We start from the raw sequence: 18036 nt of genomic DNA, 5'->3' as shown, positions 1-18036 counted from the left end.
CTCTAGTTTCGACGCATGCCGATCGTTCCCGACGTGAAGAACTGGACCTGGGTGTTGGAGCGCGCCTGTCCCGAGTGCGGTTTCGACGCCGCGGCCATCGATTACGAGCAGGTGCCGTCGCTCGCGCGCGACAGCGCCGACCGGTTGCGCGCGGTGCTGGACCGCCCCGACGCCCGGCAGCGTCCGGACGAATCGACGTGGTCGCCGCTGGAGTACGCGGCCCACGTGCGCGACGTGTGCCGGATCTTCGCCTACCGTGCCGCGATCACCGCGCGCACCGCCGCCGTCGATCCGCGGGTGCCCGCCTTCGACGCGCGCGGACTCACCCCGGAGGAGACACCGGACGGTTTGCCGGTCTTCTCGAATTGGGATCAGGACGAGACTGCGATCGCCGACCGCTACGACTCGCAGGAGCCCGCCGCGGTCTCGGGTGAACTGGCGCTGGCGGCCGAGGCGGCGGCACGCGCGTTCGAAGTGGTGCCGGCGGCGGATCGCGGTTTGCGGGTGCGTCGCAGCGACGGGTCGATCTTCACCGTCGACTCGCTGGCGAAGTACTTCGTACACGACCTCGTCCATCACGTACACGACGTGCGCGGCTGAGAACGAGTGCCAATTCTAGAACGTGTTCGGGCATCGCGCCGTGCCGCACCGATGAATTTCCCGATCGGTACTAGAACGCGTTCCATTTTTCTCGTACTGTGGGTGCAGTCACATTGAAGCACTGTGCACGCGAGAGGTCGACAGGAATGAAGACGAAGGGCGCGATCCTGTGGGGGATCGACGAGCCGTGGTCGGTGGAAGAGATCGAGATCGGTGACCCGGTCGCCGGCGAGGTGCAGATCCGGATGGAAACCGCCGGTATGTGCCATTCGGATCACCACATCGTCACCGGTGCGACACCGATGCCCGCCTTCCCCGTGATGGGCGGCCACGAAGGCGCGGGCGTGATCACCAAGCTCGGTCCGAACGTGCCGGGCGATCTTCAGGTCGGCGATCACGTCATCCTGTCCTTCATCCCGGCCTGCGGCCGCTGTCCGGCTTGTGTCTCGGGCAATATGGCCCTCTGCGATCTCGGCGCGGGTCTGCTGCTCGGGCAGGCGATCAGCGACGGCACCTACCGCATCCAGGCGCGCGGCCAGAACGTGATCCCGATGTGCCTGCTCGGCACCTTCGCGCCGTACATGACCGTGCACCACACCTCGGTGGTGAAGATCGACCCGACCATCCCGTTCGAGGTGGCCTGCCTGGTCGGCTGCGGCGTGCCGACCGGATTCGGCTCCTCGACCCACGTGGCCAACGTGATGCCCGGTGAGACCGTGGTGATCGCGGGCATCGGCGGCGTCGGCATGAGCGCGTTGCAGGGCGCGGTGCTCTCCGGTGCCTCGAAGGTCGTCGCCATCGACCCCAACCCGTGGAAGCGGGAACAGGCGCAGAAGTTCGGCGCCACCCACACCTACGCCAGCATGGCCGAGGCGATCATGCCGCTGATGGACGCCACCGAGGGGCGGATGGCCGAGAAGGTCATCCTCACCATGGGCGAGATGCACGGCGACTACATCGAAGAGGGCCTGATCCTCACCGCGAAGGCGGGAACCCTGGTGGTCACCTCCATGGGCCGCATGGACGCCGGTGACGTGAAGATGAACAGCTTCCTGCTGTCCATGCTGCAGAAGACGGTGAAGGGCTGCATCTTCGGCGGCGGCAACGCCCGCCAGGACGCGCCGCGCCTGCTCGCGCTGTACAAGTCCGGCCAGCTCAACCTGGACGACATGGTGACCCGCAGCTACAAGCTGGAGGAGATCAACCAGGGCTACCAGGACATGTTGGACGGCAAGAACATTCGCGGCATCATCCGCTACACCGAAAACGACTGGTAGGTCGTCGGACGACCCGCTCGGCGAGCCGGACCGCGGCCTGGGTGACCAGAGCGTGCGGGATCAGTTCGCCGAGCGGGGATTTCAGATCTTGCAGCGCAGCAGAGCCTCGCGGAGGTTGCGGCTGCGCACGTCGTCGAGGACGGCCATGCCGAGGCGGTTCATGGTGTAGCCGAAGCCGAGACCGGTGCTCGGGTCCGCGAATCCGAAGGAGCCGCCGAGGCCCGTCGTGCCGTAGGCGCGTTTGTCGGAGCCGAATCGGAACGAACCGCGGGACTTGCGGAAGCCGAGATGGTAGCGACTCTTGGTGTGCAGCACCAGGTCTTCGGCTGGCACGTCGTCGGCGGTGTCGGCTGCGGCGAGCAGGTCGAGGAGGTCGTCGGCGATGGGCAGCGCGCCGGTGCGCGCCGCGGCCGCGCCGTAGATCTTGGCCAGCGATCGGGCATTGCCGACGCCGCCGTGGCCGGGCGACTCGACCCCGAGGAATTCGCGGCGGGTCGCTCGCGCGGGCGCGCCGCAGCGCGGATTGGTCAGCGCCGCATGCGAGTGTCCGCGTTCCAGGAAGACCTCGGCGCCGATGCGCAGCGGCAGATCGCGCTCGTAGCGCAGGATGTCCAGGCCCTTGGTGGCCGAGAGCACCGCGACGCGCTCGATCGGTTCGGCGGCGGGCAGGCCGATGAAGAAGTCCAGGCCGAGCGGCTCGGCGATGTCCTCGGCGAACACACGGCCGAGGGTGCGGCCCAGCGGATCGACGCGGCGCACCAGCTCGCCCTGGTAGAGGCCGAGGGTGATCGCGTGATAGCCGTGCCGGGTGCCGGGCTGCCACGCGGGCTTCTGTGCCGCGAGAATTTTCGCGAGCCCGTCCATATCGGCGAGCTGGGACAGTTTCACCACGGTGTCGAGTCCGGAAAGACCCGCCTGGTGATCGATGAGCTGGCGCACCGTGATCGCGCCCTTGCACTGCGCGGCGAACTCCGGCCAGTAGTCGGCGACCGGCTTCTCGTAGTCCAGGACGCCCTTGGAGACCGCCGTCGCGACCACGAACGCCGCCATGCCCTTGGTCGAGGAGAAGACCGGCACGATGGTGTCTGGCTCCCACGGCTCGACGCGGCGCCGGTCTCGGTACCCGGCCCACAGATCGACGACGGGGCGATCGCCCGCGAAAACGGCGACGGCCGCGCCGATTTCGCCGTGCCGGGAGAAATTGCGGCGGAACGCGTCGGCGACCGGACCGAAGCCGGGGGCCACCTCGCCGTGGATCGTGGGTTCACTCATGCCTGCGCCTCGCTGGCGCTCGGCTCCGGCATGCGCGATGCACGCTGGCACATGATTCGCTCACTGCGTTCGCTCATAGTGAGTCGATGGTACCGGCGGTACCGAGATCTCTCGGAGGCTCCCATTCATCGGATCGATTTCCGGTGGCGGTACTACCGCGCCGCCGCGGTCTCGTAGGCTCGTTTTCGTGCGTTCACTCGAACAGATCCAGGACTGGCCGGTTCGACACGCGGCGGCCGGTGTGGTCACCGGCGCCGGCGCGGTTTCGCAGGGCGATGCCGAGCGCGTCTTCCCGCTCGCCTCGGTGACCAAGCCGCTGGTCGCCTACGCGATACTAGTCGCGGTGGAGGAGGGCGCGATCGAGCTCGACCAGCCCGCGGGCCCCCCCGGAGCAACCGTCCGGCATCTGCTCGCGCACACCTCCGGTCTCGCCTTCGACACCACCGACGTGCTCGCCGAGCCGGGCGCGCGCCGAATCTATTCGAGTTCGGGATTCGAGGTGCTCGCCGAATTCGTCGCGGACCAGACCGGAATCGCGTTCGACGAATATTTGCGGGACGCGGTGTTCGAACCGCTCGGCATGAAATCCTCGGTGCTCACCGGGCCCGCCGGACACGCGTGCAAGTCCTCGGTGGCGGACCTGCTGTTGTTCGCCGCCGAACTGTTGAACCCGCGGCTGATCTCGGCTCGGACCCACGCCGAAGCCATCACCGTGCAGTTCCCCGGCGTGAACGGCATCCTGCCCGGATACGGCTCGAAGCGGCCCAACGACTGGGGCCTCGGATTCGAAATCCGCGACGCGAAATCCCCGCATTGGACCGGCGGAGCGAACTCCCCGCGTACCTATGGGCATTTCGGCCAGTCCGGCACCTTCTTATGGGTCGATCCGGAAATCGGGGTGGCGTGTGTCGCGTTGGCGGACGAGAATTTCGGCGACTGGGCACGGGAGGTGTGGCCGGTACTGAGTGACGCGGTGATCGCCGAAGCGAGACTCGCAAGCAACACACTCGCGAAGTAACATACGTAACTTCGGGCACTCCAGTACACTCAGGCAACGCCAGCTGGACGAGTCGTTGGGGAAGACGTCCCTCGTCGAAGCTGGAGGTATCGGTGGTGCGCGCATCGAGTCAGTTCGCGGACGCGACGGCGGGTGTGGTGTGGATCCACTCGTCGCCCGCCGCGCTGTGCCCACACGTCGAGTGGGCGCTCACCTCGGCCCTCGGTTCCCCCGCCAAACTGCGCTGGACCAACCAACCGGCCGACGGTCAACTGCGCGCGACCAGCGACTGGATCGGGCCCGTCGGCACCGCCGCCCGAATTGCCCAGTCGTTGCGGTCTTGGCCGGTGCTCCGGTTCGAGGTCACCGAGGATCCGAGTGACGGGGTCGACGGCGAGCGGTACAGCTTCGTGCCCGGTTTGGGGTTGTGGCACGGATCCACCAGTGCGAATGGGGATGTGACGCTGGGGGAGATGCGGTTGCGGGCGATGCTGCAGGCGGCGCGGGAGCTCGGGAAGTACTCGGCTTACGACCTGGCGTCCGAGATCGATCGTGCGCTGGGGACGGCGTGGGATGAGGATCTGGAGGTCTTTCGGTCCGGGGATGGTGGGGTTGGTGCCGAGGTCACTTGGTTGCGTCGGGACGTGGGGTAGGTCTTCGGCTCGCGAATCGGTTTCCGCTGCTTGGGTTTCGGTGGTGTGGTCGTTGAGATCGGTGGTTCCGGGGGCCTTCTGTCGACGCTCGGCTTGCCAAAGTGACGTGGGGGTGTGGGTGTCGTCCGGGAAAGTGCTCGAGAATCAGCTGTCTTCGGTCTGTTGCGAACTCACTTGCTGGGTCGGAGCAGGGGATTTCGACCTCGGCGCGGATCGCACCCAGGGCCATGTCATCAAGGCCCATACGACGAGCAGGATGACGGCGACGGTCCCCCAATACCACGGCCACGGGCCCAGCACGTCGAGCAGCGACGGCGTCGAAGGCTTTCGGTTGACGAACCCGTAGTTGGTGTCGGCGAGGGAGTTGAAGACGAAGGTGACCGCGACCCACACCACGGTGACCGCCACGGCGAACCAGTAGCTGCGCCAGGTCGGGTGCATGCCGATGCCCCAGGTCAGGTAGATCGCGGCCCAGACCACGGCCAGGTGGATCGCCCAGAAGGCGAGGAACTCGTAGTGCGGGAATTCGGGGCTTTCCAGGGCAGGTGAGATGAGCGCTTGGGTGCTCAGGGTGAGGCACCAGTAGTAGGTCAGTGCGTAGGCCCAGCGCTGGTGCGTCACCAGCGCGTACCCGGCGACCATCGTCGCGAGATCGGTCAGGCGTAGCGGAACCGAGCGGCCGATGGTGGGCGGGAACAGCGTGGAGAGGTAGATCGCCAGATACAGCCCCAACGTCACCGCGCCGAACGCGCGGCTGAAACGGCGTGCGGCGGAAGGGTTCTGCTTTCGCCCGATGACGACCACCAGCACCGCGCCCACCGCGAACACGGCAAGCACGATCCAATGCGACAGCCCGTAAGCGGAGAACTCCCGCTGCGCCGTGGGTGCGTCCACCCGCTCAGTTTAGTGGGGGAGCGGCGGAGACCTGGTCGACGCGCGACGAAGGCGTTCGTCGGCGCGGTGCGGGCCGAGGGCGCGACCGCTGGAGCGTCATTTCAGCTTGCTGAACCCCGTCCGCGTGGTGTTGGTTCAGGCCGCGACCGCGGAGCGTCGGCGGGCCGCGGCGATCCGGCGGCCGATGATCCCCTGCCGCGGTGCGAACAGGTACGCCAGGGTGAACGCGACGCCCTGCACCACGACCACCATGCCGCCGGGCGCGGTGTCGAGGTGGTAGCTGACGTACAGCCCGATCACCGAGCAGAGCGCCGACACGGCAGGGGCGATCAGCAGCATGCGACCGAAGCGGTCGGTGAGCAGGTACGCCGTGGCTCCGGGAATGATCAGCATCGCCACCACCAGGATGACTCCGACCGCCTGGAGCGCGAGGACCGCGGTCAGCGCGAGCAGGGCCAGGAGCGCGGTGCCGAGCAGGCGCGGGCGCAGGCCGATGGCGTGGGCGTGGGTGGTGTCGAAGGCGTAGAGGGTGAAGTCGCGTCGCTTCAGGATGAGGGCGGCGAGCACGATGACGCCGAGAATGGCGATCTGGACGAGCTCGTCGCGGCTGACGCCGAGCAGGTTGCCGAAGATGATGTGGTTCAGGTCGGTTTGGCTCGGCGTTATCGAGACCAGGACCAGCCCGAAGGCGAACAGGGTGGTGAAGACGATGCCGATCGCCGCGTCTTCCTTCACCCGGCTGGTGTTGCGTACCACGCCGATGAGCGCGACGGCGAGGAAGCCGAACACGACCGCGCCCACCGCGAACGGTGCGCCGACGATGTAGGCCAGGACGACACCGGGCAGCACGGCGTGCGACACCGCGTCACCCATCAGGGACCACCCGATCAGCACCAGCCAGCACGACAGGGTCGCGCACACGACGGCGGTGACCAGGGTGGTGGCCAGCGCTCGCACCATGAACTCGTAGCGCAGCGGATCGACGAAGAACTCCACGAGCGACATCTCAGCCCGCCTTCGGTAGTGAATCGCGTTCCAGCACATCGAGTCCGAAGGCCAGCGCCAGTTTCTCGGGGCGCAACACTTCGTGAGTATCGCCGTGTGCGAGCACTTTTCGCATCAGCAGGACAGATTCGTCGGCGAGGTCGGGCAGCGCGTGCAGGTCGTGGGTGGAGATCAGGATCGTGGCGCCGTCGGCGGCGAGTTCGCGAAGCAGCGTGGTGATGGTGGCCTCGGAACGCTTGTCCACTCCAGCGAACGGTTCGTCGAGCAGCAGAATCGTTGCGCCCTGGGCGATTCCACGCGCCACGAATGCGCGCTTGCGCTGTCCGCCGGACAGTTGCCCGATCTGGCGGTCGGCGAGGTCGGTCAGTTCCACTCGTTCCAGAGCGTGCGCCACGGCTTCCCGATCCGCGCGCCGGGGGCGGCGGGTGAAACCCATGTGGCCGTAGCGTCCGGTCATCACGACGTCGCGGACCGACAGTGGGAAACTCCAGTCGACCGCCTCGCTCTGCGGCACGTAACCGAGCGCTCCGGCGCGACGCGCGCCCGCGGGGTCGGTCCCATCGATGCGGACCGTGCCGCGATCGGGTCGCACCAGACCCATGATCGTCTTGAACAGCGTCGACTTGCCGGAGCCGTTCATGCCGATGAGTCCGCACACGCGCCCGGAACGCAAGCTCAGATCGACGCCGTCGAGCGCGAGCACCTCGCCGTAATGCACTGTGACGTCACGGATTTCGATGCTGGGTGTCATGGCCGTGCTCCCGTCAGCGCCGCGGTGATGGTCTTGGCGTCGTGCCGGATCAGATCCAGGTACGTGGGCACCGGGCCGTCGGCTTCGGAGAGCGAGTCGACGTAGAGCACGCCGCCGAACCGCGCGCCGCTCGCCTCGACCACACGCTGCATCGGGGCATCGGACACGGTCGACTCGCAGAACACGGCGGGCACCCGGTTCGCGCGGACGAAATCGATCGCCGAGGTGATCTGCTGCGGTGTCGCCTGCTGTTCGGCGTTGACCGCCCAAATGTACTTCTCCGTGAGTCCGGCGTCGCGAGCCAGGTAGGAGAACGCGCCCTCGCAGGTGACCAGTGCGCGCTCGTTGGGCGGCAGCGTGGCGAGGGTGCTCACCAATTCGTCGTGGATCTTCTGCAGTTCGGCCTGGTAGGCGGCGCCTGCGGCGCGGAAGTCGGCGGCATGTTCCGGAGCGAGTTCGCCGAAGGCGCGAATCATGTTGTCCACGTAGATCTTCACGTTCAGCGGAGACATCCACGCGTGCGGGTTCGGCTTGCCCTGATACGCGTCCTCGGTGATCGACATCGGCGTCACGCCGTCGCTGACGACCACGTGCTTCACGTCCACGTCCTCGACGAACTGCGTGAACCACGCCTCGAGGTTCATGCCGTTGTCGAGGATGAGATCGGCCGTCGAGGCCCGGCGAACATCACCCGGGGTCGGCTCGTAGCCGTGAATCTCCGCGCCCGCCTTGGTAATCGATTCGACGGTGAGATGCTCACCCGCGACCTGGCGCGCGATATCGGCGAGCACGGTGAATGTGGTGAGCACCACCGGTTTCTCGTTCCGGTTCGCGGACTCGCCACAGGCGGCGAGCGTCGCGGTCATCGCGAGCGCGCCGAGCAGAGCGGCGAACGCGCGAGCAGTCGTGCGGAACGAGGGGTGGAGCGAGACCTTCACAAGCCGAATGATAAGTTTCGGGTTACCTAAATTTCAAGTTCGAGATCGCCGAACGCTGCGGAGGCCACATCGCGCCCTACGCATATCCGCAGCCCAGAAGGGGTGCTTCTCGTTGATGCCCCCATTGGGCTAGCGGAGGCTGCGCCCGGGGGCTTCGGTCGAGGACGACGTCGACCCGCCCGCACCCCTGCCGACCCTCCTAGTCGGAGGTGACGCCGTACTTCGTGCAGCCACTCCCGTCGCAGATCGAGCGCCGCCACGGCAATGGGTCGCGAAAGCACGGAGACCGTGCCAGATCCACTGGCACGGTCTCCGTTCTCGAATCAGGTTGTCGACGCGACTACGCCTCGGCCAGCGCGGGCACCTCGTCGGCGCCGTCCTGCGCACCCAGCCGCGGGTACGTCGGATATTCGATGCCCGAGATGTACTGCACCGTCCGCACGACCTGGCACGAATAGCCGAATTCGTTGTCGTACCAGAGGTACAGGATCACGGTGTCGCCATCGACGATGGTGGCATTGGCGTCGACGATCGACGCCGCGCGAGAGCCGATGAAATCGCTCGAGACCACGTCGGTGGCCGCGGTGTAATCGAGGTTGCGGCTCAACGGGCCGGACAGCGAGACCTGGCGCAGGTACTCGAGCACTTCGCTGGTCGTGGTCTCCCGCTCGAGCTGCAGGTTCAGAATCGCGACCGAGACGTCCGGCGTGGGGACGCGGATCGAGTTGCCGGTGATCTTGGCCTTGAAGTCCGGCATCGCCTTGGCGACCGCGGACGCGGCGCCGGTCTCGGTGAGCACGAGGTTGAACGGCGCGGAGCGACCACGGCGGTCGGCCTTGTGGAAGTTGTCCAGCAGGTTCTGGTCGTTGGTGAACGAGTGCACCGTCTCCACGTGGCCGCGGACGATGCCGTACTCGTCGTCCATCGCCTTGAGCGGCGGAACGATCGCGTTGGTCGTGCACGAAGCGCACGAGACGATCTGCTCCGAGAGGCCCAGCCCGCGGTGGTTGACACCGTGCACGATGTTCGGGACATCGCCCTTGCCCGGCGCGGTCAGGACGACCTTCGCGATGCCCGGACGCAGGTGCTGCGACAGGCCCTGACGGTCACGCCATTTGCCGGTGTTGTCGATCAGGATCGCTTCATCGATTCCGTAATCGGTGTAGTCGATCGTGGTCGGGTCATCGCTGTAGATGAACTTGATGACGTTGCCGTTCGCGATGATCGTGTCGTTGTCGGCGTCGACCTTGATCGTTCCGTTGAAACTGCCGTGCACCGAATCGCGGCGCAGCAGGGAAGCGCGCTTGGCCAGATCACCCTCGCCGCCCTTGCGCACCACGACGGCCCGCAGGTTCAGCCCGTTACCGGACCCGGTCTTCTCGATCAGCAGACGAGCGACCAGGCGACCGATCCGGCCGAAGCCGTACAGGACCACGTCCCGCGGACCCTGCGGTTCGGCCTTGTTGCCGTCGGTGACGTCGGCCAGCACCGCGGCCGTGAACTCGGGGATCGACAGTCCGCGTTCGTCGGTGCGATAGGCCATGACCAGTCGGCCGAGATCGATCTTGCACGGCCCCAGATCCAGCTGACTAAGCGCTTCGAGGAACGGCAGGGTCTCGTCGATCGACAGCTCCTCGCCCTCGATCTGCCGCGCGAAGCGGTGCGTGCGCAGGATGCTGATCACCGATTTGTTCACCAGCGACCGGCTGTGCAGGAGGATGGTCACCCCCTTCTCGCGATACAACCGCCCAATGATCGGAATCATCGCCTCCGCCGAAGCCTCGTGAGCGTTCCAGCGGTCAAGATGGTCGTTAATCAACACACGTCCTCGGGGTTCCCTCGATCTGTACAACGACCGATGCTATCCAGGGCCGCGCTATCACAAAGCCCCGCTACCCCCCTGTGAGGCGGAGACCACGATGCGTCGGCATCGGCCGACCGGGTGCTGGCTCCGAAACAAGGCCCTCTCAGGTAGGCGGGCTGCGCGTTCTGGGTACGGAACGACACCCGAGGCAGGCGAACTCGGGGCGAGGACGGAGCGCCGCCCGGCGGCATGTCGGCGAACTCGAGGCAGGGGTCCGGGGGCGAAGCCCGCCGGGCGGGGCGTGGGGGCTGCGCCCCACAAAACACGACGGAACGAGAATCGGCCCACGCCCTCCGTGGGCATGGGCCGGGCATCGAGTGAGGTGGGCGCAGAGGGGATCGAACCCCCGACCGCTGGTGTGTAAAAGCGCGCCGAACCGTCCGGCGGGTAATGCCCCGTCCGATAATGCCGAGGTCAGAGGTCTTTTCGTGTCCGACTGGTGTTGTCCCGTCCGGCTTGTATCTGCCCGTTTAGGGACACTGTAGGGACGCTGGCGGGACTCTGCGATTGGTCCTCTGACCTGCGAGCGGGGCGACCTCCGCTACTTCGACACCTGGTTCATCAAGAGCGAGTGGATGCAACTGAGGGTTCGGTGGTCTCGATACACAGCCCCTATCGTCGGGCTCGGGCGAGACCGGACCGAGGGTTCGTGTCGGTGGGTAGTGCTTCACTTGAGCCATGCAGCCTCAGTATGGCCAGAAGCGCGTCTCGGCGAGTTCGATCGTGCCTGGTGATGTGGTCTTCAGACCTTCGCCACACGGTGACCTGATGATGGACGTCAAGGAGGTTCGACGCGAACCCGAGGGCGACAATCCGTTGTACGCCTACATCGGGCCGGTATATGCACTGAATTCGAGCAACATCGGCGACCAGATCACCGGTGACTCGCTCACCGATGACATCTGGAAAATCCCAGCGAGCGGGCAGGTGGACAAGAAGGTGCCGCTCGATGAAGCCGAATGGCGACCATAGCGGGCATCTGGCACAACTTGCTCATTCCCGAAGAGCTTCACCCAACCAGTCAGGAGAGTTACGTGGACCCTTGGACCGTGACGAGTCCGTCCGAAGGCGTGTACCGCTTCACTAACGCCACTGCGAACAAGGCAGTCATGATCACGCTACAGCCGGTTGGCAACGTCAATCTGGCTGCGGTCGGTGACGGTGAATTCGATGACGAAGCGGTGGCCAGTCCTAAAGATCCGGGCATGTCGTTCGACCGAGTCATCAAACGGGCATACGCCGTTGGGACGGCCGGAGTTCGGATCAACTGGACAGTGCCCGGAGTCGGGCACAACAGTTGGGTGTTCAACCTGCCGGGCTAGAAATACTCACGCAGCCCCCGTACGCCGCTCCAGCGCTCGCACGATGAGCGCTCGGGCGGCGTCGTTGTAGGCGGCCTGTTCAGCGAGCAGAGCAAAGGTTTTGTCATGCAGGGCGATCTCCGACGGCCGGGTGATAGTCAGCTCGGCGCTGACGGTCTCGGTGATCACCTGGGCGCGGTCGTACATGACGAAGTTCGTCGCCGGGGCGCGGTACTCGGCGTCCAGCGGAATGACGCCGAGCCGGAGGTTGGGCCGCTCTAGCTCGCCGAGGAGGTGTTCGAGCTGCGCCGCCATCACCGCGCAGTCGCCGACGGTCCGGCGTAGCCCGGCCTCGGCGATGAGGATGTGGAAGCGGTGCCCGCCGCGCTGGAGGACGCGCTGTCGGACCATCCGCATGGCTACGGCCTCGTCCAGATCGTCACGGCCTCCGGTGATGGCGATGCACGCGTGCAGGATCGCCCGCGCGTAGTCCTCGGTCTGCAACAGACCGGGCAAGGTGTCGGGGGCGAACCAGCGGATGAGCCGGGTCTGGCCTTCGAGCTTGATGGACTGGCGCTGCCGGTGCGCGTGGCCCGCCGCTACGGTGCGCTGCCACTCCAGGTACATCGCGCGCAGGTTGCGCAGGCTCGCAACCAGATCATCAAGGACGTTGAGAGCGCCGCACGCCTCGCACCAGACGGCGAGGTCGGCTTCGGACGGCGCTTGCTTCCCGCGCTCGATGCGGCTGATCTTGCTGGAATGCCAGCCACACCGAGCGGCGAGATCGACGCCGGACAGGTGGGCGGCCCGGCGCAGCTCCCGAAGGCGTGCGCCGAGCGCGGCCCGTGCGTCATCGACAGCTCTCACGGCGCGTTTGCGTGCTCGCTGTCGGCGTACCGGGTGTGGTCAACGCCTTTCGGCCACAACGTCGCCCGTGCCTGCACGCAGCGGGCGACGATCCCCGGATCGGTGGTGATGGACAGCCCCATGAACTCGCCGCTCTCGGCGAAGGTCGTAAAGGCCACTGTGTCGTCATCGAACAGCCAGTAGTCATCGCCCGGCACGGCGGCCGGGTCGGTGAGGTGGCGCGGCAGCCACCGCACCGCCTCCCCGACCTCTAGGCGAATCTCCGTCCGGCTGAGCAGCCACCGGGTGTAGTCCGAGTGCGGGACGGTGACCACGCGCAGCCGTTCGAGCGCAACGCCGCGCCCGGCCGTCTCGGTCATCAGGTCATCCCACGCCTTCCACGACGCGGGCTGTTCCTCCGGTTCGTAGCTCTCCCCGGCCTCCCAGCGCCGCAGCGCTTCGACTTCATCGGCCACACCGTAGGTGTCCTGCACCTCCAAGTGGAAGGCGCGACGGCGGGCCGCGCGGAACAGCGGCTCGAATATCCCGTCACCGGTTACATGGAGCATCAGCGCACCACCACGGCCGTCTCATGGTTGGCGAGACGGAGCTGTGCGAGGACTTCCGGCGCGGTGACCTGCTCGCCGCTGACCAGGAACGCGCCGGGGGCGTCGGTGGCTTCTACGGGCAGCGTCATGCCCGGCTCCAGCCAGTCGAGCAAGACGTGGGGCACGAGCACGGTCCCGGTCCTGTTGGTGATGTCGCCCTGTACGACCAGCTCGCCGGTCTCGGCGGCGTACACCGCCGGGCAGGTGCCGTGATCCGAGCCGGAGCCGAGCAGTCGCAGTGTGAGGTGAGAGTGCATTGTGAGGCCGTCCTTTGCAATTGAGGCGAACGTACCCCGCAATGGTTCCCGCGCAAGCCTGTGGGTCACAAGGTTGCGCGCAAAAACGCACAAAGTCGTATCGGGTTCAGACAGCACCCGCCGAGGATTCGTTTATGCCCGGCCGTCGGGTGTTGTTCCCCGGCGGCCGGTGCAAGCCACCAGCGAGACGACAGGGGACGACATGGACGGCGCGCGGTACCTCCAGCACAGCGATGGAAGCTGGGAGGTGGTCGGCGAGGACGGCTGGCCGGTCCCGATGGCCGAGTTCGTGGAACTCCACTCCGACGTGATGGCCGCTCTCGCAGCCGTGGATCAGACGCCGGTGGACGAGCGCCTGTTGCTCAGGGTCCGTCGCGGCCTGCTATGCCTCCGGGGACCGCGCCGGGCTGCTCGATGATCGCGGTCCTGTGGGTGATCGCGGTCGGTCTCCCGCTGGCGGTGTGGCTCTGGGCGATGCTATGGCCGGAGCGGTAGTTTTTATGCTTGGACACCACGCTGCACGGGTATTGTAGGTGGCGTTTGCGCTGATCACAGCGCTAGCTGTGATCAGCTGAGGGCAGACGAACTTCGAGATTTCGGTGCGTAAAGCCTCAAGGGCGTCAGGCCGGGGTGGCCCGTTGCACATAGAGCCGAAAGGCGTTGGTGGTCATCAACCAGGCACCAGCAATCCCCTCGGCGATGGCTTGCTCATCTCCGACAACGTGTCGGTACTGAATTCCGTCGCTGGTCATTACGATCGTCGGTTTGTTGAGCAGTTCTGGCCACCCGAGACCATGCGCATGCCCCGAGTTGACGCGCCAATAGTGCTGAAGTGCTGCAGCGACGCCGCTTTCCTCGGGGTCGATATATGCGCTTGCCGCCTCAACGATCTGCGTGTCCTGGACTTTCTCTCCGCTGTTTCCGCCAAGTTTGAGGCCCAGCTTCTCCAGTGCGATACTTTTCGCTTCATCAACCAAAGCTTGTGATTGTGCGAGCATCTGGGGTTTATCCGCGTCGGATATCTTCTTACCCAGGCTGCTTTCCAAAAGTTCCTTCTGATCAAACAGTAGGTACCGGACATTATCGTGCGCGACCAGCATTGCGTGCTTTTGTCGGTCCTCACGCTTCGCTGGAGCCAGCACCCAGACAGTACGCGCCGCCGAGAATAGAGCGGCCCGCGCTAGCGTAAATAGGGCGACTGGTCGCGTTCCGGCTGCCCTCAGACTGCTTAACAGATCGAGATGATCAGTGGCAGAGATCAAGCCTTGCAACGCCACCGTGCTCACCGACCACTTCGGCCAGAGCTTGTCGTCACCGGCCAATGGGCTTCCGGCAGGAACAGGTCGTGGCTGCGCAAGCCACTCACGCCACCCTGGCAAGTCTCTATCCACATGATCCATTCGGCCATGCCATTCGGGGTCGAGTTCACTCGAGTTCTCCACATCTGGAACCTATCGCGACCAGGCAGAGCATGAAGCTGAACCTACGGACGCAACTCACGGGCTGTAGTGCCCTCCCGATCGACCGGGGCGCTCCACGCCTTCGCCTTGACCAGGCTGCGGATCATCGGCATGTCGTTCTCGGATGCCGCTCCCAGCGCAGCGAGCACCGCGTCATGCCCCGCCCGGCCGTCGCGGAACAGGGCCGCTGCCAGGGAGCGGACAGCAGGCCACACGACTTCGAGGGTGGGCTCGACCTCACGGGCCAGCCCGCCGCCAAGTATGGCCAGCTCCTCGCCGTCACAGGTGCCCGACAGCGCCGCGCGAATCTCAGCGAGCGCCGGGCGCGGCCCGTGGAGGTAGCGCGCCTCGGCCCACGGTCCGGCGTAGGTGGTGGCCCGCCGGTCGTCGGGGCCATGCGCGAAGGTGACGCGGCCGTGGTCATCGCCGCGCGGGGCGGCGTAGACCTCGACCGAATCGACGCGCGCGCCGTGCAGGACGGCGGCGATGGCGTGGGCGGCCTCGTGGTGGGCGGTCGCTGCCCGCTCGCGCTCGGCCTCGGTGAGCTTCATGGGTTCAGTGCCTCTCGTGGGTGGGAGTTAGGGAACGCCGGGGCGGTGCGGCCCAAAGCCAGACCACCGCCCCCGGCGTCCTCGGTTGCGGCGGGACGAGTCGCCGACTGGGGTCAGGTCTGTGGGGTTGCGCTGCCGCGCTCGGCATCTGGCGCGTCCAGGGTGGCCGGTTCGCCCGCGCGGATGGCCTTCACGCACGGCCAGCAGACCCAGCCGTAGCCGGGCTTCTCGCGGGAGGTGATGCCGCCGCAGCGGGTGCAGCTCGGGTAGTAGCTCATGGCTCAGCGCCTCTCGCACTTGTACCGAAGCAAGGTCACGCCGCGTTCGGCGAGACGGTCACGGGCGGCGGCGCGCTCGGCGACGCCGTCAAGGCGACGGCGTGCCGACCGGATCGCGGTCCGGCACTCCCCGATCCGACGCCCTGCGTTGAACCGCCGGTCTTCGACCTCGAACGTCTGCATCCGCGCCGAGGGCCGGGCGAGCGCCGTGCTCGCGGCCGAGACGGCGGCGGCCAGGGGCTCGGCCCAGGTGCGCGCTGCAACGTCGGAGGCGACAAACACGGCGGGCCGAGGGCGCGCGGCCCCGGCCATGTCGGCGAGAGCGCGCAGGGAGTCCAGCAGTTCGGCGGCCAGGTCCGCAGCGACGGCCGCCGCAGCGCCCGGCACCGGAGAAGCTGCCGCCCGGTCAGCGAAGGCGGCCAGTTCGGCGAGCAGTTCGGCGGCCCCGGTCAGTGGCTTCGGCTCGGCGACGGGTGGGCTTTGCCGGCCGGTTGGGGCCGGGCGGCGTGGCCGGAGGTACGCCTTCACGATGCGCCCCGGATCATGTCGAGCATCCGCTCGGCGGTCTCGATGGTCAGCGTGCCCCGGTCGATCTCACGGCCGAACAGCTCGTGAGCGTTCCACCAGGCCAACGCCCGGCGGCACTCAGCGACGCGCGGGCCGTCGGTTTCTCCCCGGCTGGCGAGCGCGGCCAGCCTGCCCCGCCAGCTCTCCGGCGGGCGGCTTCGCGGGTCGGTCTCGGCGTATGTCGTGCTCATGACAGAAGTTCTACGCCCCAGGGGTGCAGCGGACCCCGAACGCAGCTACCGGGGTCCGCTGCACCGCTCCTGCGTAGCTTGACGATTGGCGGCCTCACCGACCAACCCGAACCGGAGCGAGACCCCATGAACATCGACACCCTGACCGACTGGCCGACCGTGTGCGCCAAGTGCGTCTACCCCGGCGTCCACCGCCCGCGCCATCTCGACATCGGCCCGACCTATGCGTGCATCTCGTGCGGTGCCCGCTGGAGCATCGACCTCGTGCCCGACCCGGTCGCTCCCGGCGTCCTGCGCGGCGTCGCTGTCCCGGCTGCCTGAGCTGTCCGGCCTACCAATTCCGAATCGGAGGAAAACGACCATGACCACCCCGAACACGACAGCCACCGCCGATGAGCGCGACAGGGCGCAGAAGGCGCTTGAGCTGCGCCTCGCTGGCGGAACCTGGGCGCGCATCGCCGCCCAGCTCGGCTACGCCGACGAATCCGGCGCGCGCAAGGCCGCGAGCGCCCTGCTCGACCGGGTAGACCACAAGCTCGCCGACGAGTTCCGAGACCTGGAAGGCGCACGCCTCGAACGCCTTCTGCTGGCGGTGTGGAAGCCTGCGCTGTCCGGCGACCTCAAGGCCGCTGATACCGCGCTCCGGCTCATCATGGCCCGCGTGAAGCTCTACGGCCTGGCGCTGCCCGAGAAGGTCGAACTGTCCACCCCGGTGTCTCACGAGGAGTGGGCCGCGCAGGCGGCGGCGCTCATGTCCGAGATCGGCGGGATGGAGCCGACCCCGGCCATCAGGGCGGTTGCCGAACCGTCCGACGCCGACGACTGGGCCGATGCTCTCGTAGACCGCGCAATCGCCGAGGTCGCCAGGGGCGACGCGGAACCGTCCGGCGACTGAAATCCCGTTGCGGCCCTGAGCGGACACGGCTCCACGCCGGGGCCGCCCAGGGCCGCCGACAGTGCGCGGGTGAGCGGAAACGGTCTCCGACACCGGCGGCCGGGGCTTGGTCGGCGTCCACCGCAGTTTCGATAACTGCAAGGTAGGCAGCTATTTCTGATCCGCGGGCGGGTTGTCCCGACAGCGGCCCGATTCGGGCCAGCGTCCCTACAGCGTCCCTACGGGCGGTCGAAGCGGCCCTCCTCGGGGCCGGTCGGAGGCTGCAATCGCTGCACGTGGTCGAATCAGCGCGGCGTCGAACGGGACCGCCGCGCTCCTGCGGGAGCGGCGCTCGGCGATGACGGCGGCCACAGCCTCGGCCGCGAGCTTGACGCGGGTCTGGGTCACGGCGTCAGCCCTCCGTCTCGTCAGGGTGACGGACGTGGAAGCGCAATCCCGAGCGTCCGCCCGACGGTTCGGCCCAGCTCTCATCGCACCGGGTGTAGGCCCGCATCTCGCCGTCGCCGCTCACTCCCCAGGCGACAACCGGCGCGGTGTAGCCGTCGCCGTGGTCGGCGATCCAGCCGCCGCCGGGGATCAGCGCGACCGGGGTCTTGCTGTCGGTCTCGACACCTTCGAGCCCGTTGAAGCCGGGCTGGTTCCGCGCGACGACCAGGCGGCCAGAGTCGGCGTCGGGCACCAGGGCGTTGCCGTCGTCGTCCCACGCGACAACCCGTAGATATTCGTGCAGGCGGTGCCCTTCCTTGAGGGTGGTGAAGCAGGCCGTGATGTGGCCGGACTCGGGGATCATGCGGTGTACCTCTCGGGTTCGGTGAAAGTGGTTGCAGTACA

General features: G+C 67.1%; 23 protein-coding genes. 8 read left to right on the top strand and 15 right to left on the bottom strand.

All coding sequences use genetic code 11. The annotated features are described in order from the left end of the window. Nucleotides 1-15: 15 nt before the first annotated feature. Nucleotides 16-600 carry a DinB family protein gene (locus T333_RS16250; RefSeq protein WP_496424967.1) on the top strand — a complete coding sequence of 195 codons (585 nt, stop codon included), beginning with the start codon at nucleotides 16-18 and terminating at the stop codon, nucleotides 598-600. Between the two features lie 146 nt (nucleotides 601-746). Then, the gene (locus tag T333_RS16245) at nucleotides 747-1877 is read left to right on the top strand and encodes an NDMA-dependent alcohol dehydrogenase (RefSeq protein ID WP_355000667.1); all 1131 of its coding nucleotides are present in this window, start codon (nucleotides 747-749) and stop codon (nucleotides 1875-1877) included. A gap of 81 nt (nucleotides 1878-1958) precedes the next feature. On the opposite strand, the gene T333_RS16240 is transcribed toward T333_RS16245, so the two are convergent. Continuing rightward, nucleotides 1959-3149: a serine hydrolase domain-containing protein gene (locus T333_RS16240; RefSeq protein ID WP_496424966.1), complete on the bottom strand. Its 1191-nt coding sequence runs from the start codon at nucleotides 3147-3149 to the stop codon at nucleotides 1959-1961. A gap of 187 nt (nucleotides 3150-3336) precedes the next feature. On the opposite strand from T333_RS16240, the gene T333_RS16235 reads away from it, so the two are divergent. After that, nucleotides 3337-4167 (top strand): serine hydrolase domain-containing protein, encoded by an 831-nt coding sequence (locus T333_RS16235; protein ID WP_496424965.1) that lies wholly within the window; start codon nucleotides 3337-3339, stop codon nucleotides 4165-4167. A gap of 95 nt (nucleotides 4168-4262) precedes the next feature. After that, on the top strand, nucleotides 4263-4799 hold the full coding sequence (locus tag T333_RS16230; RefSeq protein ID WP_355000664.1) for a DUF3145 domain-containing protein: 537 nt from the start codon (nucleotides 4263-4265) through the stop codon (nucleotides 4797-4799). Nucleotides 4800-4943: 144 nt separating this feature from the next. Here the strand turns inward: T333_RS16230 and T333_RS16225 are convergent, their stop codons facing one another. The 5 genes from T333_RS16225 to T333_RS16205 form a co-directional block, all read right to left on the bottom strand. Continuing rightward, nucleotides 4944-5693, bottom strand: a complete 750-nt coding sequence (locus T333_RS16225) for a YwaF family protein (RefSeq protein WP_357252108.1) — start codon at nucleotides 5691-5693, stop codon at nucleotides 4944-4946. A gap of 135 nt (nucleotides 5694-5828) precedes the next feature. Beyond that, complete coding sequence (locus T333_RS16220; RefSeq protein WP_355000662.1) at nucleotides 5829-6698, bottom strand: metal ABC transporter permease; 870 nt, start codon at nucleotides 6696-6698, stop codon at nucleotides 5829-5831. Between the two features lies 1 nt (nucleotide 6699). Then, entirely contained in the window at nucleotides 6700-7449 is a 750-nt protein-coding gene (locus T333_RS16215; RefSeq protein ID WP_355000661.1) for a metal ABC transporter ATP-binding protein, read from the bottom strand. Beyond that, on the bottom strand, nucleotides 7446-8315 hold the full coding sequence (locus T333_RS16210; protein WP_357252149.1) for a metal ABC transporter substrate-binding protein: 870 nt from the start codon (nucleotides 8313-8315) through the stop codon (nucleotides 7446-7448). Before T333_RS16210 ends, T333_RS16215 begins: the two co-directional genes overlap by 4 nt. A 412-nt stretch (nucleotides 8316-8727) precedes the next feature. Further along, nucleotides 8728-10206 (bottom strand): glyceraldehyde-3-phosphate dehydrogenase, encoded by a 1479-nt coding sequence (locus T333_RS16205; protein ID WP_496424964.1) that lies wholly within the window; start codon nucleotides 10204-10206, stop codon nucleotides 8728-8730. An 813-nt stretch (nucleotides 10207-11019) separates the two neighbouring features. On the opposite strand from T333_RS16205, the gene T333_RS16200 reads away from it, so the two are divergent. Both T333_RS16200 and T333_RS16195 read left to right on the top strand, forming a co-directional pair. Beyond that, nucleotides 11020-11223, top strand: a complete 204-nt coding sequence (locus T333_RS16200; protein ID WP_496424963.1) for a hypothetical protein — start codon at nucleotides 11020-11022, stop codon at nucleotides 11221-11223. After that, nucleotides 11211-11573 (top strand): hypothetical protein, encoded by a 363-nt coding sequence (locus tag T333_RS16195; RefSeq protein ID WP_496424962.1) that lies wholly within the window; start codon nucleotides 11211-11213, stop codon nucleotides 11571-11573. Before T333_RS16200 ends, T333_RS16195 begins: the two co-directional genes overlap by 13 nt. A gap of 6 nt (nucleotides 11574-11579) precedes the next feature. On the opposite strand, the gene T333_RS16190 is transcribed toward T333_RS16195, so the two are convergent. From T333_RS16190 to T333_RS16155, 8 genes are all read right to left on the bottom strand, one after another. Beyond that, a complete protein-coding gene (locus T333_RS16190; protein ID WP_496424961.1) occupies nucleotides 11580-12419 on the bottom strand; it encodes a helix-turn-helix domain-containing protein in 840 nt (279 codons plus the stop codon). Continuing rightward, nucleotides 12416-12967, bottom strand: coding sequence for a DUF6879 family protein (locus tag T333_RS16185; RefSeq protein WP_496424960.1), 552 nt, complete (start codon nucleotides 12965-12967; stop codon nucleotides 12416-12418). The genes T333_RS16190 and T333_RS16185 overlap by 4 nt, the downstream gene beginning before the upstream one ends. Further along, complete coding sequence (locus T333_RS16180; protein ID WP_496424959.1) at nucleotides 12967-13263, bottom strand: hypothetical protein; 297 nt, start codon at nucleotides 13261-13263, stop codon at nucleotides 12967-12969. The genes T333_RS16185 and T333_RS16180 overlap by 1 nt, the downstream gene beginning before the upstream one ends. Nucleotides 13264-13883: 620 nt before the next feature. Continuing rightward, a complete protein-coding gene (locus tag T333_RS16175) occupies nucleotides 13884-14705 on the bottom strand; it encodes a hypothetical protein (protein WP_496424958.1) in 822 nt (273 codons plus the stop codon). Between the two features lie 41 nt (nucleotides 14706-14746). Continuing rightward, entirely contained in the window at nucleotides 14747-15274 is a 528-nt protein-coding gene (locus tag T333_RS16170) for a hypothetical protein (protein ID WP_496424957.1), read from the bottom strand. A gap of 113 nt (nucleotides 15275-15387) precedes the next feature. After that, nucleotides 15388-15552 (bottom strand): hypothetical protein, encoded by a 165-nt coding sequence (locus tag T333_RS16165; RefSeq protein ID WP_496424956.1) that lies wholly within the window; start codon nucleotides 15550-15552, stop codon nucleotides 15388-15390. Nucleotides 15553-15555: 3 nt separating this feature from the next. Then, nucleotides 15556-16080, bottom strand: coding sequence for a hypothetical protein (locus T333_RS16160; protein WP_496424955.1), 525 nt, complete (start codon nucleotides 16078-16080; stop codon nucleotides 15556-15558). Then, on the bottom strand, nucleotides 16077-16310 hold the full coding sequence (locus T333_RS16155; RefSeq protein WP_496424954.1) for a hypothetical protein: 234 nt from the start codon (nucleotides 16308-16310) through the stop codon (nucleotides 16077-16079). Before T333_RS16155 ends, T333_RS16160 begins: the two co-directional genes overlap by 4 nt. 126 nt (nucleotides 16311-16436) lie before the next feature. On the opposite strand from T333_RS16155, the gene T333_RS16150 reads away from it, so the two are divergent. Both T333_RS16150 and T333_RS16145 read left to right on the top strand, forming a co-directional pair. Beyond that, a complete protein-coding gene (locus T333_RS16150; RefSeq protein WP_496424953.1) occupies nucleotides 16437-16631 on the top strand; it encodes a hypothetical protein in 195 nt (64 codons plus the stop codon). 40 nt (nucleotides 16632-16671) lie between these two features. Then, on the top strand, nucleotides 16672-17205 hold the full coding sequence (locus tag T333_RS16145) for a hypothetical protein (RefSeq protein ID WP_496424952.1): 534 nt from the start codon (nucleotides 16672-16674) through the stop codon (nucleotides 17203-17205). Between the two features lie 391 nt (nucleotides 17206-17596). Here the strand turns inward: T333_RS16145 and T333_RS16140 are convergent, their stop codons facing one another. Then, nucleotides 17597-17995 carry a hypothetical protein gene (locus T333_RS16140; protein WP_496424951.1) on the bottom strand — a complete coding sequence of 133 codons (399 nt, stop codon included), beginning with the start codon at nucleotides 17993-17995 and terminating at the stop codon, nucleotides 17597-17599. Nucleotides 17996-18036: the final 41 nt, after the last annotated feature.

It is taken from the genome of Nocardia sp. CNS-044 (genome assembly GCF_059570515.1).
Note: the sequence above shows the minus strand (reverse complement) of the source record. Positions and strands in the feature narration are given on the sequence as shown.

Coding starts and splice junctions, on each gene's coding strand:
- T333_RS16165 (WP_496424956.1), bottom strand. CDS start 15,552: ATGAGCTACTACCCGAGCTGCACCCGCTGCGGCGGCATCACCTCCCGC.
- T333_RS16245 (WP_355000667.1), top strand. CDS start 747: ATGAAGACGAAGGGCGCGATCCTGTGGGGGATCGACGAGCCGTGGTCG.
- T333_RS16240 (WP_496424966.1), bottom strand. CDS start 3,149: ATGAGTGAACCCACGATCCACGGCGAGGTGGCCCCCGGCTTCGGTCCG.
- T333_RS16180 (WP_496424959.1), bottom strand. CDS start 13,263: ATGCACTCTCACCTCACACTGCGACTGCTCGGCTCCGGCTCGGATCAC.
- T333_RS16140 (WP_496424951.1), bottom strand. CDS start 17,995: ATGATCCCCGAGTCCGGCCACATCACGGCCTGCTTCACCACCCTCAAG.
- T333_RS16155 (WP_496424954.1), bottom strand. CDS start 16,310: ATGAGCACGACATACGCCGAGACCGACCCGCGAAGCCGCCCGCCGGAG.
- T333_RS16250 (WP_496424967.1), top strand. CDS start 16: ATGCCGATCGTTCCCGACGTGAAGAACTGGACCTGGGTGTTGGAGCGC.
- T333_RS16150 (WP_496424953.1), top strand. CDS start 16,437: ATGAACATCGACACCCTGACCGACTGGCCGACCGTGTGCGCCAAGTGC.
- T333_RS16145 (WP_496424952.1), top strand. CDS start 16,672: ATGACCACCCCGAACACGACAGCCACCGCCGATGAGCGCGACAGGGCG.
- T333_RS16200 (WP_496424963.1), top strand. CDS start 11,020: ATGATGGACGTCAAGGAGGTTCGACGCGAACCCGAGGGCGACAATCCG.
- T333_RS16185 (WP_496424960.1), bottom strand. CDS start 12,967: ATGCTCCATGTAACCGGTGACGGGATATTCGAGCCGCTGTTCCGCGCG.
- T333_RS16215 (WP_355000661.1), bottom strand. CDS start 7,449: ATGACACCCAGCATCGAAATCCGTGACGTCACAGTGCATTACGGCGAG.
- T333_RS16195 (WP_496424962.1), top strand. CDS start 11,211: ATGGCGACCATAGCGGGCATCTGGCACAACTTGCTCATTCCCGAAGAG.
- T333_RS16210 (WP_357252149.1), bottom strand. CDS start 8,315: ATGACCGCGACGCTCGCCGCCTGTGGCGAGTCCGCGAACCGGAACGAG.
- T333_RS16220 (WP_355000662.1), bottom strand. CDS start 6,698: ATGTCGCTCGTGGAGTTCTTCGTCGATCCGCTGCGCTACGAGTTCATG.
- T333_RS16170 (WP_496424957.1), bottom strand. CDS start 15,274: ATGAAGCTCACCGAGGCCGAGCGCGAGCGGGCAGCGACCGCCCACCAC.